This window comes from Candidatus Eisenbacteria bacterium (assembly GCA_026388185.1).
Lineage (GTDB): Bacteria > Eisenbacteria > RBG-16-71-46 > JAFGJU01 > JAFGJU01 > JAPLKG01.
In genome coordinates this window covers 396,481-415,207 of record JAPLKG010000011.1, presented here as the reverse complement: position 1 = coordinate 415,207, position 18,727 = coordinate 396,481, and the positions used below count along the sequence as shown (strand labels likewise).

Sequence of the window (18,727 nt, the reverse complement as noted above, 5' to 3'; positions counted from 1 at the left end):
ACGCTTTCATGCAGCAATACAAATAGATTCCTCAGTGATCTTCTCTATTTTTCCGTCTATGCTGGCGTGTGCCCTGGCTCCCGGCCCGGGGCCCAGAGGTTCCGCCACGACCGTCCCCGTCTTTACCGACTCCCCGACGCGTACCGTCGGCCTGAGTCGTCCCCACTTCTCGCCCAACGGAATCCTGACCTCCCCCACGTCAAGCAACCTCTCCTTCAAAGGAGCCCCGACTTCATATTTGCCGAGTCCAAGTCTTGCCACCAGACGCTCCAGCGGAACGTGTCTGCCGTGTCTCTCGGGCAGCGGCCGCACTGCTTCCCGCCCCACCCTCGGCCTCACGCCCCTCGCCGCAAGATCCTGCTTTATGCGTTGATAAACGGTGACGGGCGAAAGGTCCATGGGACAAACGAAGATGCCGCAGAGACCGCACTCAGAGCAAAGAGTTGCGCACACCAAATCATCCGGAGAGCCCTCTATCCAGAAGGCCACGGAGCGCATCGTCTTGTGCGGGAAGAGCTGATGCCCGAGCAAGTGCCTCGGACAAAGCAGCGTGCAATCGTAGCATTGCATGCACGAAGCCATGGCTCTGCGCACGGCCACAGAAACACTCACCCGCCTCTTTCTCACGAGAGGGTTATTTGGGGGAAGGACCACGACCGCGCTTGTGCTTTTCCTCACCGGCACGGCGGTATCCTCCACGATTTCCCCCATCATCGGGCCGCCGAGAATGAACACGCAGCCCTCTGCCGTTACCCCGCCGCACGCCTCCAAAACTCGAGAAACCGGCGTTCCTATCGGAACCAGGAGCGTGGAGGGATTCTTCACCTCACCGGCTACGCTCACGTATCTTTCCGTAAATGCTTTCCCGTCGGCGGCGAGTGCAACGCGCCACAACGTGGTCACGTTGCTCACAACGACCGACACCTGAGGAGGAATGCCTCCCTGGGGCACGACCCTGCCCGTCACTTCCTCGACGAGCAAATGCTCATCGCCCGCAGGATAGACGTCCTCCAGGAGATGGAGAGAAAAGCCTCCTTGTGTTCTGGCAATCCTCTCGATGATCTCAAGTTGCTCCTTTCTCTTGGCCTTCGCAGCAACGACGGCCTCCCGGGCGCCTGTCGCCTCCTGCATAAGTCTTAGACCTCTCATCACGAGTTCGGGCTCAGCGGTCATGACGGCAGTGTCAGATGCAACGAGAGGCTCACACTCGGCGTAGTTTGCGATGATCGTGTCCGCCCTCGCAGCCGCCTTCACGTGAGTCGGGAAGCCCGCTCCTCCCGCACCCACCACGCCTGCCTCTTCAATCGCCCGCACAAGTTCAGTCACCAAGAACCGTTTCTCCCTTTTCGAGTCGGGATTCCTCGAACACTCAACGAAAAGCTAGACAATCCTAAAATAGTCCACGAGCACGCACCGGCGCATTCTCGAGAAATGCCTCGCGGACGTCAGTCCTTCCCCAGTGGGACTCGCAATGGTGAAGCTCGTGTAGCCCTCTCCCCCAAGACCCAATCCTGCAAAGGAAGGCCCGTTCTTGACAAAAATGGACACGTCCATCAGTCGCGCCATGTAGCTCAGCCGCTCGATGTTCTTCGAGTGAATTGCGGCCGTGTGACCGAGATTCTGTTCCACTTTCTTCGCAAGCTCGATCGCCTCCTGGGCGTTTCTCGTCCTCACCAATGGAATTATGGGCATCAGCATCTCGGTCCACACAAACGGATGATCCCACGCGACTTCGATGAAGGCCAGCCGCGTCTCCTCCGGCACTCTCACCCCCACCTCGGTAAGAATCGTGGCCACCGATTTCCCCACAAAAGTCCTCTCGGTCACTGAAGGACGCGCCGGCCCGCGATTCTCTTTGATCAGAAGCCGAACGAGCTTTGAATCCAAACCGCTCTCGAGCTCTACCGCTCCGGCCCTCTCGAGGGCGCGTTTGAGCTCGGTAGAAACCGCGTCTACTGCGATTATTTCCTTCTCAGAGATACAAACTATGTTGTTGTCGAGAGAGGCGCCGTCAAAAATGTCCTTTCCCGCCTTCTCGATGTCCGCCGTTTCATCCACGACGACCGGCGGGTTGCCGGGGCCCCCGGCGATGACTTTTTTCCCGCAGTTCATGGCCGCCCTCACAACAGCCGGACCGCCGGTGACAACGAGCAAGTCAATTCCCTTGTGCTTCATCAAATCCTGGGCCAGCTCTATTGAGGGCTCCTCAAACGAAACAAGAAGATTGTCTATGCCCGAAACCGACGCGATTGCGTCGTTAAGAAGCTCGACCGTAGCGAGCGTGGTCTCTTTTGCAGAAGGATGCGGGCAGAATACCACCGAGTTACCGGCGGCCACCATGCCGATGGCATTGTTGATGACCGTTTCCGAGGGATTTGTGGAAGGAGTCACAGAGGCGATGACTCCGTACGGCGCCCACTCCGTTAACGTGAGTCCTCTGTCACCCGACCAACACGTCGGGTTCAAGTCCTCGACGCCGGGAGTCTTCTGCGCAACGAGGAGGTTCTTTTTTACCTTGTCCTCGACCCTGCCGAGGCCGGTCTCCTTGACGGCCATTCTGGAGAGAAGAAGTGCGTTGCGGACGGAGACCTCCCTCATGGCCTCGATCATCTTCTTGCGCAGCTCTAACGTGGATGAAACGAGGGCTTCCTGAGCTCGCAGAGCCGCCTGCGCCGCTGAATCCGCGTCCCTAAAAACAGAGGTTTGTCCTCCTGCTCTCGGGCGCGTCTCGCCCAAAGACTGACCTCGCAACACTTCTCGGCTCGACCTGGTTTCAGTCCTTTCTGCCGGCGCCTCAGTCTTGAGCTCTCGCAGCACTGCGTCTATCAGAGCAGAGATTCTCTTGTCGTCAGACACCATTCAACAGTCTCCAGGGTCTCCAGGTGCGATCCCGATCGACAGTGTTCTCCGCCGGCACTGAACTGCCATCGCTTCCCACCGCCCGTATCGGTTGGGACTCCTTGCCGCTCTCCGCGGCGCTCTCCAGTCGCGTGTGACGCCTAGCCTCGCCCAGCCACGCTCTTCTGGTAGATCTCTTTTCCCCCGATCTCGAGCGTGTCCACGATGCCCATTATCACGGCATCGACAGGCTTGTCCCGCGTAACGTCGGTAAGCCTTGCGGAACTTCCAGTCGCGTAGAGCACGACTTCCCCGACTCCTGCTCCGACCGCGTCTGCGGCAACCAAAAGGTTGCTCTTGAGCTTGAGCTCGGTGTCGAGCTCCCTGACAACAAGTAGCTTGATGCCAGTCAGCGCTTCTTCCTTGCGCGTGGAAACGACGGTTCCCACGATTTTTCCAAGAATCACGACTGCCTCCGCTGAGTTGTCTCTTACTTCTTTGACTCGGAGGCCTTCCCTATCGGGAGTGCGTCCTCTAGACTGGCATGAGGTCTCGGGATCACATGCACGGAGATCACTTCGCCGACCTTGCTCGCTGCGCTCCCGCCTGCCTCCGTAGCGGCACGTACCGCCGCCACGTCGCCCCGGACGACGGCCGTGACGTAGCCGCCGCCGATCTTCTCGTAACCCACGAGCCTCACCCTGGCGGCCTTCACCATCGCGTCGGAGGCCTCAACCATGGCGACAAAACCTCGTGTCTCAATGAGACCAAGAGCTTCTTCCATCTTTTCCCCTCCGTTTGGGAACGCCTGCCGACTACCTCAGCAACGGCTCCTCAAGTTGACTGTGAGGACTGGGAATAACGTGGGTCGACACCAATTCTCCCACTTTCTCCGCAGCAGCCGCACCTGCTTGCACAGCCGCCTTGACCGCTCCCACGTCTCCTCTTACAAGCGCCGTGACGTAGCCTCCACCCACCTTCTCGTATTTCACGAGTGTGACCTTGGCAGCCTTCACCATCGCGTCGGAAGCCTCAACCATCCCAACAAACCCTCTCGTCTCGATCATACCGAGCGCTTCGCCTTGCAAGTTAATCACCTCCTAGCAACTTCAACTTCGCAGGATCTCAATCGAGCGTGACTTCCGCAAGTCACGATTTTCGTTCTGCGTCTCTCTAGCCGTCCAGAATTTCGAGCAACGTGTCGCAACAGACGTCTGCCGCGTTGGCGTCGTCAGTGTCGAGGTGCATTTCCAACACAAACGACGAGTCCGTTCTCACAATCACGTTCTCGAACACGAGCCCCTTCTCGCCAGCGACGCGGACGCTAACGGTCTGGCCGTCTCTCAGATTGAGTACGGCGGCCTCGTTCTCGCTCGCGTGCATGTGCCTCGTGGGTCTTATTGCGCCCTCCTTCAAGCTCAAGGCACCTCTAGGCCCGACAAGGACTATGGGCGAACTCCCTGAGAGCTTTCCCGAATCCCTGACCGGCAACTCGAGACCGAGCGTTACGCCGTCGGTCCTGGCAAGCTCAACCTGCGTGTAGCTTCGAACCGGCCCCAGTATACGCACCCCTTCTATCGTGCGCATCCTCGTCCCGACCACCGTCAGAGTTTCCTTGGCAGCGTATTGGCCGTGCTGACTCAGGTCCCGCAGTTTCGAAAGCTCGTAGCCCGTTCCGTAGACCGCCTCCAGCGCCTCCTTGGTGAGATGCACGTGCCTCGCTGAGACTGCCACGGGAACAAGACGAGCCGGCACGCCGGAGAGCCTGGCCCTGACCCTAGCGAGAACGGCCTGCGCGACGTCCCTGAGCTCCTTTTCCTCAAGCCCCGGGGACTCGGCAAGCCTTGTCGTCGCGCGAGGGATGTTATCACAATAACCACATTCGTGACAGGAGGGGCGCCGGCGCTCCAATCTGACCTCTCTGGGTTGCGGTAACACCTCACTCTGGAAGGCCTCTTCTCTCGAGCGGCCTCTGTGCATCTCTTTAGGCGTCTGAAAGTTAGCAGATGGAGGCGAACCATGTCAACGTCTTTTAGCGCAGTGCGGCGACTGCGGGCACGAGGCAAGAGGCTGCTATCGCGGAGAAGCACGGGGAACTTCGCGTGCGAAAGACCCCTTCCCTGCGACGACGGAGGAAATCGCAGGGCGAGTTTCTCGCTGAGGCAGAAGTCGGAAGGATTATTGAAGAACGGAGTCTTACGTCACGTTCAGCTCCCCGGCCTCTAAGATCACATGCAACGATCAACGCGCACACGGGGACTATAACAACTTCCGTGCCAGATTCCACGTACCGTAGCGCAACGAGTCCGTCCGCTTGACGTGCAAGGGCTTACGGTCGAGACCTTCGTTCACCTGGCCTGCCTTCGATCTATCCTTCGCGGTAACGAAGTGAACACGGCAGGCGACGCAATCTCTTACTCGGTGCAGTTGCGGCGGTTAGAGGTGGCACCTCCGTTCACGGACGTGTGAACGGAGGTGCCGGAAAGCAGCGGCCCCATCCCAGTTCGTATCCGGCAGTGCGCTTGAGCTACGGTTACAGTCTATGGATGGGGCCGTTCTCTTTGGACTCCAATCCCCGGAGGAGGCTAATCCCTCTGGGTCTTCAAGTCCTCGTTCAGCTCGTCAAGTTTCTTCCGCAATTCCTCCATCTGGCGTGAAAGATCGTCCAGGCGACGACGAAGCTCAACGTTCCCCTTGAACTTCTCCACCCTTGGCGTGATGTATCGTTCTGGAATGGAACTCCCCTTCTTTCGAACTCCCCGAACCCAGGCCATGAACGACCCTTCCTCAAGGGTTGCGCCGAGCTTCGTCTCTCTACCCTTTCTCAACACCACAAGCTCAACCTTGTCGCCCACTTCTCGCTTGCCGAGGATGCGTAGAAGTCCTTCTCTACTCTCCACGCGCTTTCCGTCTGCGCTGATTATGATGTCGCCCGCCTTGATGCCGGCGTCTTCAGCGGCTGTTCCCTCCAACACCTCCGTCACCAGGACGCCTTTCGCGGCGCCAAAATACCCACCCAGATCCGGGTTGAGGTCCACCACGTTCACCCCCAGCCGTCCCCTGTTAAGCTCGAACTTTAGATGTTCCACCGACGGCAGGGACTCCAGATGCTCACTGCCCAGGGTCACCTTCACGGTTTTCTTTCGACCGTCTCTAAGCAGGACGACCGTGACCGTTTCCCCAGGCTTCCTCTTGCTCACCATGGCCACCAGCTTGGGCGTCCCATCAACCACCTTAGCGTCGAGACTCATTATCACGTCACCCTTGCCGATCCCCGCTTTCTCCGCAGGACCCCCCTCGCTCACTCCCGCGACGAGAACGCCCTCGGTCTCTTCGTCAAGCTCCAAAACCTCGCGAAGCTCCGGCGTTAGGTCCTGGATCTCAACTCCCAGCCAACCCTTCGGGGTTGAATCAACTTTCTCCACCGACTTCGCTACACAGGGTGTCGCAAAAGAACACCGGGTGACCGGCCGAGCCATCACGCTCGACCCCGCTGCGATTACCAGCGCCACGACGGCAACCAGAACCAGCACAGTCAGCGCCCTGGAGTGCAGAACCATTTGCAAACCTCCTTCTCGATCTTCTCGCGCGCACTCGGAATCCCGGACCGATGCGTTCCGAGACACCCTGATGTCCGGCGCTTTGCGCCGGACATTGTCTCCGAAACCTTCAACACCCGAGTCAGCCACAAAGTTCCGTTTTCGACGATAGGAGGCCCGGCTTGAGGCCGGGTCTCATCTGGCTCGCTTCACGGCACCACAACCCTGGCCCTTGGCCCCAATGTTGCCGCAATCCTTGCTCAGAGCGGGCGAGCCCTCGCGAACAGAGAAATCATCCTTCTCCGGTGCGCAGAACAGCGGGTCCTCGCGCACCTCCGCCGTCTCTGACACGACACCCGAATAGTCACCAGTCGCGTTATCCCACATGATGTTGCAGGACAGGACCGGCGTCGCTCCCGACAGGCAATAGACGGCGTAGCCCGGGGAATTGTGAGCGATGATGTTGTTCGCAACGTTCATGTACGTCGTCAAGAAGTAGATACCCGCGCACAGAGAATCTGGCGCCGAGTTGCGCACTATGGTGTTGCCGCGGACGTCGGGACCGATCGTGTCCACAAAAGCGAGCGCGGCGCCCCTCGAGCCTACGTTGTCACAGAAAACGTTGTCCTTGATGAGCCCTCCGGCTTGGCGCGCACACACTCCACCACCCTGTTCCGCCTTGTTGGCCTTGAAGACGTTCCCCTCCAGAAGAGGCGCGGCCCTGTTCAAGAACGCACCTCCGCCAGTCTCGGCTCGATTTCCGACTATGGTATTCCCCCTCACCTTGGCCTCGGAAGACTTCGCAAAGTACAGGCCGCCGGCTAGCTTCGCCCTGTTGTTCTCCACGAGGTTCGAGTCTATGGTCGGTGAAATGAACATGGTGTAGATGGCGCCGCCATACTCGGCCGCGTTCCCTACGAACTTGTTGTTCTTGATCACTGAATTGGACCACAGCGCACAGAGGGCACCTCCATACTTGGCGGAATCCGCAGTGAAAACGTTCCCTATGACCCTCGGAAAAGAGCTACTGAGAAACAGTCCACCGCCGTGCAGACCCACACCGTTTTTGAAAGTAAACCCCTGAATCGTGGCAGTGCTATCCACCTGATCGCAAGTGAGCGCTACTCCCCGCCGTCCGGCATCGATTATGGTCTTCGAGGCACCCGCCACACCGATCAGAGAAGCCGCCTTCCTGAGAAGCAAATTCTCTTTGTAGACACCTGGGCCCACCAGCAAGGTGTCCCCGACTTCGGCCAGATCGATGGCCTTCTGGATCGTCTTGTATTCTGACGGGACACGGCGTAGGCGCGCGCAGGCAGAATCCAGCGGAAGAAAGATACCGGCAGCAACCACGGTGACAACAAAGAGGCTCACGAGAAACGGCGTCCCGCCGCGGGCCAGGCACCGAACAAATGACGCTGCGGCCTGACTGACGCGAAGGAAAACGAGGGATTCGGTGACCTTCTTCACCTTGGACTCCTTTCAAACGGACCTAAGATCAAGACCCGGATTCTATGCGTTCTCTCGGGCCAGGTGCGCGTTCCAATGAGTATAGATTCTCGCGTGGGCATACGTCAACGAGGACTACAAACCACGGCCCACGAAGTTCCAGGCGGGGCGGCACGCGGCGGCTCCACTCATTCGCTCTTGAGAATGCCAAACCTGTTCTGTTGGAGATCGAGAACGACGGTGAAGTCGTGATAAAACAGAGCATTCCCGAGCAGGCCGTCCGTCTTGAAAGGCCAGTTCGAGAAATCTATGGATCCTGTCGAATCGAAGTAAGCCATGGGATGTTCCACCTGCAGCTCACCGAATCTCAGCATTCCTTTCGCCGGAGCGCCTATGAGCACGACTTCCTGTCCCCACGAGGACACCCTGACTCGCACATTGCTGCTCTCAGTTCCCTTTCGACCAGTCAGCTTCTGCCACATCTGCTTTGAGGTTGTGATCGGGAAGAGGCTTGCGCCCGTATCGAAGAAGAAATCCTTGGAAGCTACTTCACCAATCTGCACAGGAACGAAGAGCTTGTTGTTCCGTCTCTCCAAATCCACGAAACTCGCGCGAGAAAGCAACCTTCTTAGCGCGCCGTCCGTCGAATCGGCCAAGTAGAATCTAGCCTTCACAAAGTCGAGAAGGAGCACTTTCTCAACCAGAAAATCCTGGCCGATCGTCCCGATGACAGGGCGCGTCTCTTTCTCGCTCAGCGAATCACCGAAATCCTCTCGCATGAAGAAGCGGAGCGAATCGAATGGACAACTCCCCAGAGTGCCGCTCAGTCCGACGAAGCCCTCCTGACCTTCAACGGGTCGCACCGGGCACTCTAGTTGCATGAGCGGTATTCCATATGCGACGCTGACGTCGCTTCCGGTGTCCAACTGCATCCAGAAGGTCTTCGGGTTGCCTTTCAACCTTACTGGAACCAGGACCGCACCCCGCTCGAATGTTCTCCCTCCGATCGTGGCGTCACGCCATTCAAAGTCTGACCATTCTATGTCTCCTGAAGAATCGCTCGTCGCGAACCCAACGGACTGTGAAGAGGCTGCGGGTACAGAGTTCACACCTTGCGAACGGGCTATGGACCCGGGATCAATCCCTGCCGAACAGCCCAGGGTCACGACTGCAAGGAGAATGCTCAATGATGTGCCTCTCACATAGTCCTCCGATTACTCGACGACATGTAGTATCGCATCACTACTTTGCACTTGGACGGACGGGCGCATTCGACAAACCCGGCTCGTAAGAACACGGACGGCGTCCCCATGTAACTGGACACGGGTGCCAAACAACGTCCCCTCGGCTCCGTCGGATAGGCCTCGACTATCTTCCCGCCCTTCGTCCTGGCGTATCCCACGGCAGCTCGAACAAGATCTTGGGCCAGTCCCTTGCCTCTGTAGCCCTTGGCGATGTAGAAACACACGATCGACCAGACCGGCAGTTCGTCCAGTGGCTTGAGCACGGGGGACCTATTCAAAGACGGAAAGTCCCCTCGGGGACCCACCGAGCACCATCCGACGGGCTCCCCGCCGGCGTAGGCCAGAATGCCCGGAACCTGCCCGGAGTCCACGATCTTCTTCATGGCCTTCCGATTCCCTTCGCCCGGCCTCGCCGCGAACTCCCCGCGCGTCTCCCTCCAGTACATGCACCAGCAGCCGCAGTAGGCTCCGCGAGCACCAAAGAGCTTCTCGAAATCAGGCCATCGTTTCTTTGTCAGCGGGTGAAAGCTGGTCATAGAACGCAACTCCCTCTTGGCGAAACGACAGTCAAGGTTCTGGGGCACTCGCGCTCTCCAAAACCGCCTGCCTTCTTATCTTCTTGGTAGAGGTCTTGGGGAATTCCTCGTTACGAATGGTGAAGTTCTTGACCCTCTTGTAGTCGGAAAGGCGAACGCAGAGTCTCCTTATTTCAGAACGAACGAGCTCTTTGATTTGCTCCTCGTCCAGGCGTATGTCGTTTTCCTCTGCGTAGATCCGGAGTTGCTCAAAGTCGGGATAGATGAGTGCGTGTACCTCTTCCCTTCCGGAAATCGGATTCTTTGCCCCGACGACCATCACCTCTGACACAAATGGGCTACCTGCCAGCAATGTCTCAACTTCTTCTGGGAATATCTTCTTGCCTGCCCGAGTGACTATTACGTTCTTTGACCGACCACAAATGCGGAGGTAGCCGTCTTCGTCCAGTTTGCCGAGATCGCCGGTACGGAGCCAACCTCTCGATAACACTCTTGCAGTTGCCTCGGGCGACTCGAGATATCCTTTCATTACGTTATCGCCTTTGACCATGATTTCGCCGATACCCTGTGCATCTGGCTTGTCGATCCTTACCTCAACACCCGGTATAGGTCGTCCTACTGAGCCCGGTCTCAACTTGTCCAGTTCATTGACGCTGACCACAGGGGAAGCCTCTGTTAGTCCATAGCCCTCCAGAATCGGGACGCCCAAAACTCCAAAGAACTTCTGCACCTCTGCGGGCAAAGGTGCGGCGCCAGAAACGGCGATTCTCACGCAGTCTAGACCTGCCCTCTTCCGCAGCGACCTGAGAAGGAATGATCCTGCGTCCAATCCAAGTTTCTCTTTCGCGGACGTACTGAACCTCAGCAGGAGCTTCGCAACTAGTCTCCTGTGCGCCGGGGACTGCGCAATCGCACGTTCTATCCCCGCTCCTATCTTTTCATACATGAGAGGAACTGAGATGAAAACGGTGGCCCTGCAAGCACAGAGATCAGCCAAGATCTCCTTCGAACGCAAGCTTCTCGCATATGTAATCGAGGCCCCACGGCTGAGTGGTGCGAGAAAACCTGCGGTGCTCTCAAGAGTATGATGAAGAGGAAGGACTGACAGAAGTCTATCAGTTTCCCTGAGAGGGATAGACTCGAGAACCGCTGCCACGTCGAAACAGATGTTGCGATGCGAAAGAACAACTCCTTTCGCGGTTCCGGTGGTTCCAGACGTAAAAATGAGAACCGCTTCCTCGTCCTCCGGTCCACGTCGTTCAGAGGGACCGCCTTCCTTCAAGGCATTCTCTCCACCTGCCAGCCAGTCAGCGAATGATTCTGCCTTGTCAAAGCATACGATCACGGGCTTGATTTCTTCCGAATCCTCCAACTGCCCCAGATCCTTTACGAACTTCCCCGAGCTCAATACCATCCTGGCTTGCGAGCGCCGCACCAGGTAACGGATATCCTCCGGCTTGGAGAGAGAATCGAGAGGAACCACCGTGCAGCCGGCCCGAAGAGTTCCCAGGTAGCTGATAACCCACTCTGGTCTGTTCTCAGAAATGATGCAGACTCTCTGGCGAGGCTCTATGCCCTGGCGGATGACCGCGGCGGCAAAGAAATCAACAAACCTGTCAACTTCCTCGTAAGTCAGGGTGGAGAAACGGCTATCGGAGCGGATGCGCACGCAAGGCCTGTGTGCGTGTCTTCGCGCGGATTCCCTCAGAATGTCAGCGATCAACCCGTCTTCCCCCTCCCAGCAAATGCTCGGATCTAGAGCCCCAGCTCCGTGTCAATCCCCGTCATCGCTTCCAGCCCGATCGCGACGAATTCCTCAAGCTCCAGACCTATTGAACTACAGGTTTTCATCTGCTCGCGGTTGGCACCACGCGCGAACCCCTTCTCCTTGAACCTATTGAGCACGAACGTCGCGTCAACGCCCCTCAACTTCTTTGTGGGATGCATGAGCGTTGCCGCCACGATCAGTCCCGTGAGCGGATCCGCAGCCACAATCGCCCTGTCCATGTTCGAGACTGGCTCGCAATGGCTTGCGTGGCACTTGATAGAATAGAGAATCTCCGCCGGCAGATCCTTAGACGCGAGCATCTCGGCAGTCAGATGCCCGTGCCTCGCCGGATCCTTCGCGGTGAAATCGTAGTCCAAGTCATGAAGCAGGCCGGCCAGCCTCCAGGTTTCCTCGTTCTCGCCCAGACGTTTCGCGAGTACTCCCATGACCGCTTCGACTGCAAACATGTGCTTGATGAGATTCGCGTTTGTGACGTTTGTCTTCACCAGTTCGAGAGCTTCTTGGCGCGTCATCATGCCGAGGTTCCCTCCCGTGTCTGGAGATTTCGCTTGCGGAACCATGAGCTCGAGGGTAGACCTCGAGCCCCAGGCCGGTTGTCTCACAGCCAGTACAGAATCCTGCCGCAGTTCTCGCACACCGTGATTTCGGGGTCTTCGAGGTTCTTGTGAGCGATGGAAGTCGGAAGCGTCACGAAGCAGCCGAGACAGATTCTCTCTTGCACCGGCACCACCGCCCTGCCATATCGCCTTGCGACCCGCTCATAAACGCCTAGCCACCTGGGGCCTATCTGCTCTGCGAGTTTTGTCCTGGCTGTTTGAAGCGTCTCGACGTTCTTGAGCTCAAAACCCATGTCTTCCTCTTCGCCCTTGCTTGCGGGGTCGTGCGACTCACGAATCATCAAGTCCAGATCTTGGAGCGTGACCAACAGTCTCAGGGTCTTCCTCGTACTAACCATCGGCTAGAAACACCTTCCTCAGCTCCTCGAAGCTCGCGACCTTCATGAGCTTCTGACGTATGCGAGATTCTTTCACCTTCTCCACAATTCGGCCGAGAACCGGCAGGTAGATGTTGGAACGATCATGCGGCGGAGCGACGATCACGAAGAATAGGTGAATGGGTTTACTGTCGAGGGCGTCGAAGTCTATGCCGTCGGCCGAACGCGCGAAGAGTATGCTCAATTCCGGCGCGGCGAGCGTTCTGCCGTGAGGGATCGCTATGCCCTTGCCTATGCCCGTGCTACCAAGGATCTCCCTGCGACGAAGCATCTCGAGCACGAGCGACCTGTCCTTGACTCGCCCGTTCTCGTAAAGGCAATCCACCATCTCCTCGAGGGCCTGCAGCCTATCGGCGGCGCGGAGATTGGGAATGAAAAGAGCTGACTCAAAACAAGCAGCGAGCTTGGTCTCTTTTGTCATACTTGAAGTCAACATTCCGAACACGGTCGCAGCAGAACTTAAGATGGCGGTTGTTATTACGTGCAGAATCTCAAGTTCGCCCATCTACAACCACATTCGTTCCGCAGTATATCCAAAGCTTCGTCGAACGTCAATATGTATTTTCCCGCCCTCCTCGCCTGGGATCACTCCGCGGCAGAGCCCTCTCTCCGTGCCCTCGCACGTGCTATTTCTTCCCCTTCTTGAGCAAGTCTTCGAGGAGTTTGGCCCCTTTCCTGGCCGTCTCCACCTTCAGACTGTCGGTCTTGTTCTCGAGTTCGGTTTTCACTTCCTGCTTGAGTGCTTCGCCCTTTTTTGTCTGCGCCTCGATCTGGCCACGCACTTTCCCAGTCAGCAGGTCCTGGCCGCGCTGCTGCATTCGGGTGCTGTCCCACTTGAACGCCGGCTTCTTCACGGTTCCGCCCACAATCAGGTCGACCACGACTCGACCCTCGTCGTCCTTCAATAGTTGCTCCAGCCCTCTGAGGGAGCCTGTGCGCTTCGAGTATTCTTGCGAGAGGGTGACGTTCACCTTGTAGTCAAGCGACCCATCGAACCCAGTGGAACCGGCAAAATTCCACGTCGAGTTCTTTTCCTCCAGACTGCACTGCGGCAGAATCACTCTTCCCTCCTGGACGAAAAAGGAGGTCGAGAAATCCTTGATGGCATATTGATCGGTCTTCTCAAGACCCACCCACGACGCGATCGCGGACACGAGAGGCGACGCAATCGCCCTGGCTTGGGTCGTGGCTACCTGGCCCTTCGCAGCCACACTCTTGAGCGGAGATGCATCCTCGGGAAGCGTGCCCTCAACGGAGATCTCGAAGGAGCTGAGACCGCTCATGAACTCCTTGACGGGCGTGAGCGAGTTGAGGAGCTCTCTCATTTGGAGGTTGTCCGCGACAAAGGAGGCTTTGTAACCTCGCGCACCTTCCCTGGGCACGACGAGTCGGCTCTTGCCGCTGCATCTGCCTCCCAGCGTATTCATCGTCATGTCCGTGACCACGACGCTGTCTCCGCCAAAGACGACCTTCGCGTTCAAATCCTTCGCATCGAAGTTTCCGAATTTGAGCTTGTCCACTTTCAGTTTCGCTGTGCCGTTCGCCGGAATTCCTTGCTTGAGGACGGCACTCTTCGTCGCTTCACTCTTGGAGACCTTCTGTTGCTTCGCAACAGGCAGGAGAAGCTCACCGAGGTCGAGCATCGGAGAGCTCACGTCAAGTTCAACGGAGCGCTCTTTCCAGTCGCGTACGCGGCCCGTCGCGTTGAACGTGGAGCTCCCCACGCGGGCCGTGGCTCCGGTTATCTCCACGCTTCGACCGGCCACGGTAACTTCTGCCCTGTCCAACAGCACACGCGGAGACGGCCGAGGAAGCTCCACGACGACAGAGCTGATCGTCGCGTGCCCTTCAGCCTGGAGCGAGAGCGGGTTCGCCTTGAGTTCTTTGATGAGACCCCCGCCCTTGATGCGGAAGGACGCGGTTCCTGACGTGACTCTCGGCCCATTGCCCGCAGGGAGAACACCGGCAAGCTCATCGAGCCTGAGATTCCCGTTGGACTCGAAGTTGACGCTGCGCGGCTCCTGGGTCTTCAACACAGCCTTGCAGCTCACGTTCGAGTGCCCGACTGAGACTTCGAATCTGTCGACATCCACTTCGGGCGAAGGCATCTTTCCCCGAATTCTGGCGACGGCCTCAATCTGTCCGTCGATCTTCACGGCCTTGGCCTTCTCCGGAAGCACCTTCGAAGCAAGGGCAAGCAACCTCCCTGCACCGATCTTCTCAATCTTGACCGTCACGTCCAGGTTGGGCTTCTCGCCTGCCAGACTCACCCTGCCGGCGGCCTCAATCGGAAACTCCGCGACTCTCACCGAGACTCTCTCCAGCTCCAGCAGTTTGTCCCTGAGTCCAACACGAGCTTTCCACGACGTCTTGACGTTCAACGGAGGTATGTCGATGGGCAACTTTTGGGCCAAGCGCACCGAGACTTCCTTCACGGATGATTTCCCTTCGAACGACAAGCTCTCTGTGCTCTTGTCTGCACCGATGCTTGAGCTTGCGTCAAGATCCCTGAACTCTACGACGCTCCCGCTACGCACGTCTCGCAGCTCGATATCCGCGCCGCTGACGACCGCCCTCGAGAGCGAAAATGACATGGGGATCGCGGTCTGGGCGGCAGGCTTGCCCGGCGGGCGACGGAGAATCGGCTCACCCCCCAGTTGCAGAGTTATCCGGGGTTTCTCCACGTAGAGCTCGTTCACGACAATCTCTCTCCTGAGCAGAGGTAGTATCGAAACCACTATTCCGAGTTGAGGGATTGTGGCGAGTCGAGAGATCTGAGATCCCTGCTGCCCTGCACCTGCGGCTACTTCAAGCCCAGAGACCTTGACCCCGATTCGCCAGTGCACGAGCGAGATCTCTGCGTCCTCTACCGAGATCGACAGACCGGTCGTTTCCTCGAGTCTCGCGATCGCGATTTCTCGCAGTTTTTCCGAGGGAAAGATAGAGCGCATGATAAGGAAGGCGACGAGGACAAGCGCCAGAACGCAGACTGCGGGAATGAGTACTCCCCACAGAAGGCGCGTCCTCCGCTTCGACAAGTGATTCTTCGGATTGAGCGAGTGAGCTTTCAAGGCGGCCACCTCCTCAACAATATCCGCGACGCTCCACGCTGCAGCGGAAGGGATATTTCTCGAGCGTCGACAGTGGCCAACGTAGAATGCATGCGGGAGAAAGTCAAGGGGAAGCCACCCTCCTATAAGAAGAGGCCCTGCTGAACCCGGTGGAGGCACCAGCAGGGCCGGCGGCGGTCCCGCGAAATCTCTAAGGCTGTCCCGCTCATTCTCTCATTTGTTTCTCTCCCTCACCCGCACCGGCAAGAACGCCGAGCAGCTCGCAAGGCAGAGTCGACTCCAGCTCAGCCAGAATGGCTTCTTCTTCGATTCCCGCTACAGTCTCCACCGCGCCCGTACCGATCACGAATGCCTTCTCTTCCATCCAGTTGCGCAAAACCTCTCGTGCATCGCGTGGAGCGAACGGCGGTTCGGGAGATTCAATCTCCCCTAGCTTGCTCAATCGAAGCACTACCTCCTCTACTATCTTCTGCTTCTCGATAGGGCTTCGCTGTATCTGGTACTTCACCATCAGCTGGTGGACCCTGAGCCTTGCGAGCTTCTCTACGCTTTCCTCTTTTCTGTATCTCTCGGCAGCCTCCTCCAGGAGCTTCATCGCCTTCCCGTGGTAGCCCAGACAGGCCTGACTGAGCCCCTTGACGTAGACATGATCCCCACTTCTAATCTTCTCTATCAACCCTCGCCATAAACGCAACATCGCTTTCCTATTCCTCGTTGGGTGTAAAGTCACTCCGTTGTCTTTCCAGGCCCCTAAGAGAATCGGCCACAGTACACCACAGAGCAACTTCCGTACCACGATCGGCAAAAGAAATGAGGTATAATGCACTATAAGACAAGAGGTTAGCGGAGGCTCACGATTGGCCTTGGGTTTCGATTACTGCCGTCCTTGCAAACTAGAAGCCCACGCGCCCAATTTGCAATACGCCGGCGCAAGTCTCAACTTCGGGGTAAGACTCGGAGAGAAACGAGCAGAGGGGCTGGAAAAGAGGCCCAAAGGAGGAAAATCCTAACGATAGACCTTGAAACGGCCGCAGAGCTGTTTCACACCGGCTCTGACGCCGGCAATTTCGGCGCCGCTTGACCCCTTCTTGAGCCCGACGTCTATCAGGCCGGCAACCTCGGCCATGTCCGCTTCCTTCATCCCCCTGGATGTCAAGGACAGCGTGCCCATTCGGAGACCTCCGAACGCGTCAGTCTCCTCAAACGGAACCGCGCATTTGTTCACGAGTATACCCGCCTTCTCGAGCTCCTTCCAAGCGACGGAGCCGTCAATGCCCGACGCGGTTGTGTCCACGACGAAGAGGTGATTGTCGGTACCGTCGGACACGATTCTGTAACTCAGCTTCTTCATCTCCTCCGCAAGGGCCCTGGAGTTGCGCACCACCTGCAGTTGAAATTCTCTGAATTCTTTTTGGAGCGCAAGCCCAAAACAAATCGCTTTGGCCAGTATCACGTGCATCAGCGGACCACCCTGCATTATCGGAAACACCGCCCTGTCGATGGCCTCGGCCAGTTCTCTCCTGCAGAGTATGAGACCACCCCTGGGTCCCCGGAGCGTCTTGTGGGTCGTGCTCGTGACGACGTCCGCGAAAGGAATGGGGCTCGGGTGAATCCCCGCCGCCACGAGGCCGGCGAGATGAGCCATGTCCACCATCAGCATGGCGTCGCATGAGTCTGCAATGGCGCGAAACCTGGCGAAGTCTATCAATCTCGAGTAAGCGCTCCCGCCGGCGATTATGAGGCGCGGCTTCTCTTTCTTAGCCAGTTCTTCAACCTGTTCATAATCAATAAGTTCCGTGGTCTTCTTCACGCCATACCTGAAGGACCTGTAGAGCGCACCCGAAAAGCTGGACTTCCCTCCGTGCGTGGAGTGTCCTCCGTGATCGCTTCTCATACTGACGATCTTGTCCCCCGGCTTCAGGATTGCGAAGTAGGTCGCCATGTTTGATTGCGTCCCCGAGTACGGTTGCACGTTCACGTGGTCGGCTCCAAAGAGGAGTTTGGCTCTCTCGATGGCCAGCGTCTCCGCCTCGTCCATCACCTCGCAGCCCGGATACAGCCGGTCGCCCGGGTATCCTTCGGCGTATTTCAACGCAAAGATGCTGCCCATCGCCTCGAGGATGGCAGGATCGACAACGCTCTCAGAGGCGACCAGGTCCAAGGTTTCGCTGTGCCTCTTGGTTTCTCGCTGTAGGAGTCCGTAGACTTCCGCGTCAACGTGCTTGACCGTCTGTCCGTGATAGGACCAGAAGACCGGCCTGGGTCCGCCGTCCGGCGAAGACGGCCCGTCGATCTTCTCCTCGAAACGCGAGATCTTCTCCACGCGCCTGGCGTGACGTCCGCCTTCGAAAGGTGTGTCGAGCCAAATCCTCACGAGTTCCGCAGCCTCGCCAGGCTGCGTAAAACCTGCACCCAGAACAAGCACGTTGGAATCGTTGTGAAGTCGCGAAAGCTTTGCGGACTCGGCGTCCCTGCACAGAGCGGCCCTGACTCCCCTGACCTTGTTTGCGGCGATGGACATGCCTATCCCCGAATGACAAACGAGTATTCCCCTTTGAAATCGCCCGTCCGCTACGGCCGCTGCAACGCGCAACCCGTAGTCAGGATAGTCCACCGACTCCAAAGAGAACGTGCCGAAATCTTCCACGTCGCGACCCTCATTCCTGAGGGTCTTCACCAGATGGTTCTTCAGTTCGAAACCCGCATGGTCAGAGCCCAGAGCAATCTTCGTCGACGTTCGGCCCCCGACTTCCTTCTCACTCGTCACTGCGAACCCTCCTTGGACTTGACAAGCTCGAGCAGAAACTTCATGCCCTTCTCGAGACTCGTCTGTATCTGACTGAAGCACCGCTCATACACTTCCTCCGAACCCCCGCAGGGGTCGGCTATCTCCTTCGCATCCGCGCTCGGGTCTTTATGCAGCTCCGTGAGAAGCAATGTGTGCTCGGCCCGCGAGGGACAGATCTCTCGCACCTCGTCGAAGTGCATCTTCTGCATGACAAGAATGAGGTCGGCGGCCTCCACGATCTCTCGCGTCAGCCTTCTCGAAAAGTGACCCGAGACGTCGATTCCTCTCCTCTTACTGACCTCTATCGCGTTCCTTGACGCCGGACCCCCGTTCTGCGCGTCGACCCCTGCCGACTCTATCCTGACACTCTTCGCCAACGTTCTCGGGATAAGCCGTTCAAGTAGACCGGCGGCCATGGGACTTCGACAAGTGTTTCCCGTGCACACCAGAAGTATCGTGAACAATGTGCCTCGTCTCCT

The 18,727-nt window shown here is 57.8% G+C and carries 18 protein-coding genes; all 18 read right to left on the bottom strand.

Annotated features, from left to right (window positions below; translation table 11 throughout):
* Positions 1 to 6 precede the first annotated feature (6 nt).
* A complete protein-coding gene (locus NTX17_07430) occupies positions 7 to 1,326 on the bottom strand; it encodes an SLBB domain-containing protein (protein MCX5801199.1) in 1,320 nt (439 codons plus the stop codon).
* Positions 1,327 to 1,380: 54 nt separating this feature from the next.
* Entirely contained in the window at positions 1,381 to 2,859 is a 1,479-nt protein-coding gene (locus NTX17_07425) for an aldehyde dehydrogenase EutE (protein ID MCX5801198.1), read from the bottom strand.
* 140 nt (positions 2,860 to 2,999) lie between these two features.
* A complete protein-coding gene (locus tag NTX17_07420) occupies positions 3,000 to 3,305 on the bottom strand; it encodes a EutN/CcmL family microcompartment protein (GenBank protein ID MCX5801197.1) in 306 nt (101 codons plus the stop codon).
* 23 nt (positions 3,306 to 3,328) lie between these two features.
* Positions 3,329 to 3,622, bottom strand: coding sequence for an ethanolamine utilization microcompartment protein EutM (gene eutM / locus NTX17_07415; protein MCX5801196.1), 294 nt, complete (start codon positions 3,620 to 3,622; stop codon positions 3,329 to 3,331).
* A gap of 31 nt (positions 3,623 to 3,653) precedes the next feature.
* The gene (locus NTX17_07410) at positions 3,654 to 3,926 is read right to left on the bottom strand and encodes a BMC domain-containing protein (GenBank protein MCX5801195.1); all 273 of its coding nucleotides are present in this window, start codon (positions 3,924 to 3,926) and stop codon (positions 3,654 to 3,656) included.
* A gap of 85 nt (positions 3,927 to 4,011) precedes the next feature.
* The gene (gene pduL, locus NTX17_07405; protein ID MCX5801194.1) at positions 4,012 to 4,749 is read right to left on the bottom strand and encodes a phosphate propanoyltransferase; all 738 of its coding nucleotides are present in this window, start codon (positions 4,747 to 4,749) and stop codon (positions 4,012 to 4,014) included.
* A 674-nt stretch (positions 4,750 to 5,423) separates the two neighbouring features.
* Complete coding sequence (locus NTX17_07400; protein ID MCX5801193.1) at positions 5,424 to 6,398, bottom strand: PDZ domain-containing protein; 975 nt, start codon at positions 6,396 to 6,398, stop codon at positions 5,424 to 5,426.
* 174 nt (positions 6,399 to 6,572) lie between these two features.
* Positions 6,573 to 7,847, bottom strand: coding sequence for a right-handed parallel beta-helix repeat-containing protein (locus NTX17_07395; GenBank protein ID MCX5801192.1), 1,275 nt, complete (start codon positions 7,845 to 7,847; stop codon positions 6,573 to 6,575).
* Between the two features lie 167 nt (positions 7,848 to 8,014).
* Entirely contained in the window at positions 8,015 to 9,028 is a 1,014-nt protein-coding gene (locus NTX17_07390; protein MCX5801191.1) for a hypothetical protein, read from the bottom strand.
* Positions 9,025 to 9,606 carry a GNAT family N-acetyltransferase gene (locus NTX17_07385; protein ID MCX5801190.1) on the bottom strand — a complete coding sequence of 194 codons (582 nt, stop codon included), beginning with the start codon at positions 9,604 to 9,606 and terminating at the stop codon, positions 9,025 to 9,027. The genes NTX17_07390 and NTX17_07385 overlap by 4 nt, the downstream gene beginning before the upstream one ends.
* A gap of 31 nt (positions 9,607 to 9,637) precedes the next feature.
* Complete coding sequence (locus NTX17_07380; GenBank protein ID MCX5801189.1) at positions 9,638 to 11,329, bottom strand: AMP-binding protein; 1,692 nt, start codon at positions 11,327 to 11,329, stop codon at positions 9,638 to 9,640.
* A 32-nt stretch (positions 11,330 to 11,361) separates the two neighbouring features.
* Positions 11,362 to 11,907 (bottom strand): HDIG domain-containing protein, encoded by a 546-nt coding sequence (locus NTX17_07375; protein MCX5801188.1) that lies wholly within the window; start codon positions 11,905 to 11,907, stop codon positions 11,362 to 11,364.
* An 86-nt stretch (positions 11,908 to 11,993) separates the two neighbouring features.
* The gene (locus tag NTX17_07370; GenBank protein MCX5801187.1) at positions 11,994 to 12,350 is read right to left on the bottom strand and encodes a hypothetical protein; all 357 of its coding nucleotides are present in this window, start codon (positions 12,348 to 12,350) and stop codon (positions 11,994 to 11,996) included.
* Positions 12,343 to 12,894 carry a PTS sugar transporter subunit IIA gene (locus NTX17_07365; GenBank protein MCX5801186.1) on the bottom strand — a complete coding sequence of 184 codons (552 nt, stop codon included), beginning with the start codon at positions 12,892 to 12,894 and terminating at the stop codon, positions 12,343 to 12,345. Before NTX17_07365 ends, NTX17_07370 begins: the two co-directional genes overlap by 8 nt.
* A gap of 121 nt (positions 12,895 to 13,015) precedes the next feature.
* Positions 13,016 to 15,460: a hypothetical protein gene (locus NTX17_07360; GenBank protein ID MCX5801185.1), complete on the bottom strand. Its 2,445-nt coding sequence runs from the start codon at positions 15,458 to 15,460 to the stop codon at positions 13,016 to 13,018.
* 205 nt (positions 15,461 to 15,665) lie between these two features.
* Positions 15,666 to 16,136, bottom strand: coding sequence for a hypothetical protein (locus NTX17_07355; GenBank protein ID MCX5801184.1), 471 nt, complete (start codon positions 16,134 to 16,136; stop codon positions 15,666 to 15,668).
* A gap of 330 nt (positions 16,137 to 16,466) precedes the next feature.
* Entirely contained in the window at positions 16,467 to 18,227 is a 1,761-nt protein-coding gene (gene rpiB, locus NTX17_07350; GenBank protein ID MCX5801183.1) for a ribose 5-phosphate isomerase B, read from the bottom strand.
* On the bottom strand, positions 18,224 to 18,712 hold the full coding sequence (locus NTX17_07345) for a low molecular weight protein arginine phosphatase (protein ID MCX5801182.1): 489 nt from the start codon (positions 18,710 to 18,712) through the stop codon (positions 18,224 to 18,226). The genes rpiB and NTX17_07345 overlap by 4 nt, the downstream gene beginning before the upstream one ends.
* Positions 18,713 to 18,727 lie beyond the last annotated feature (15 nt).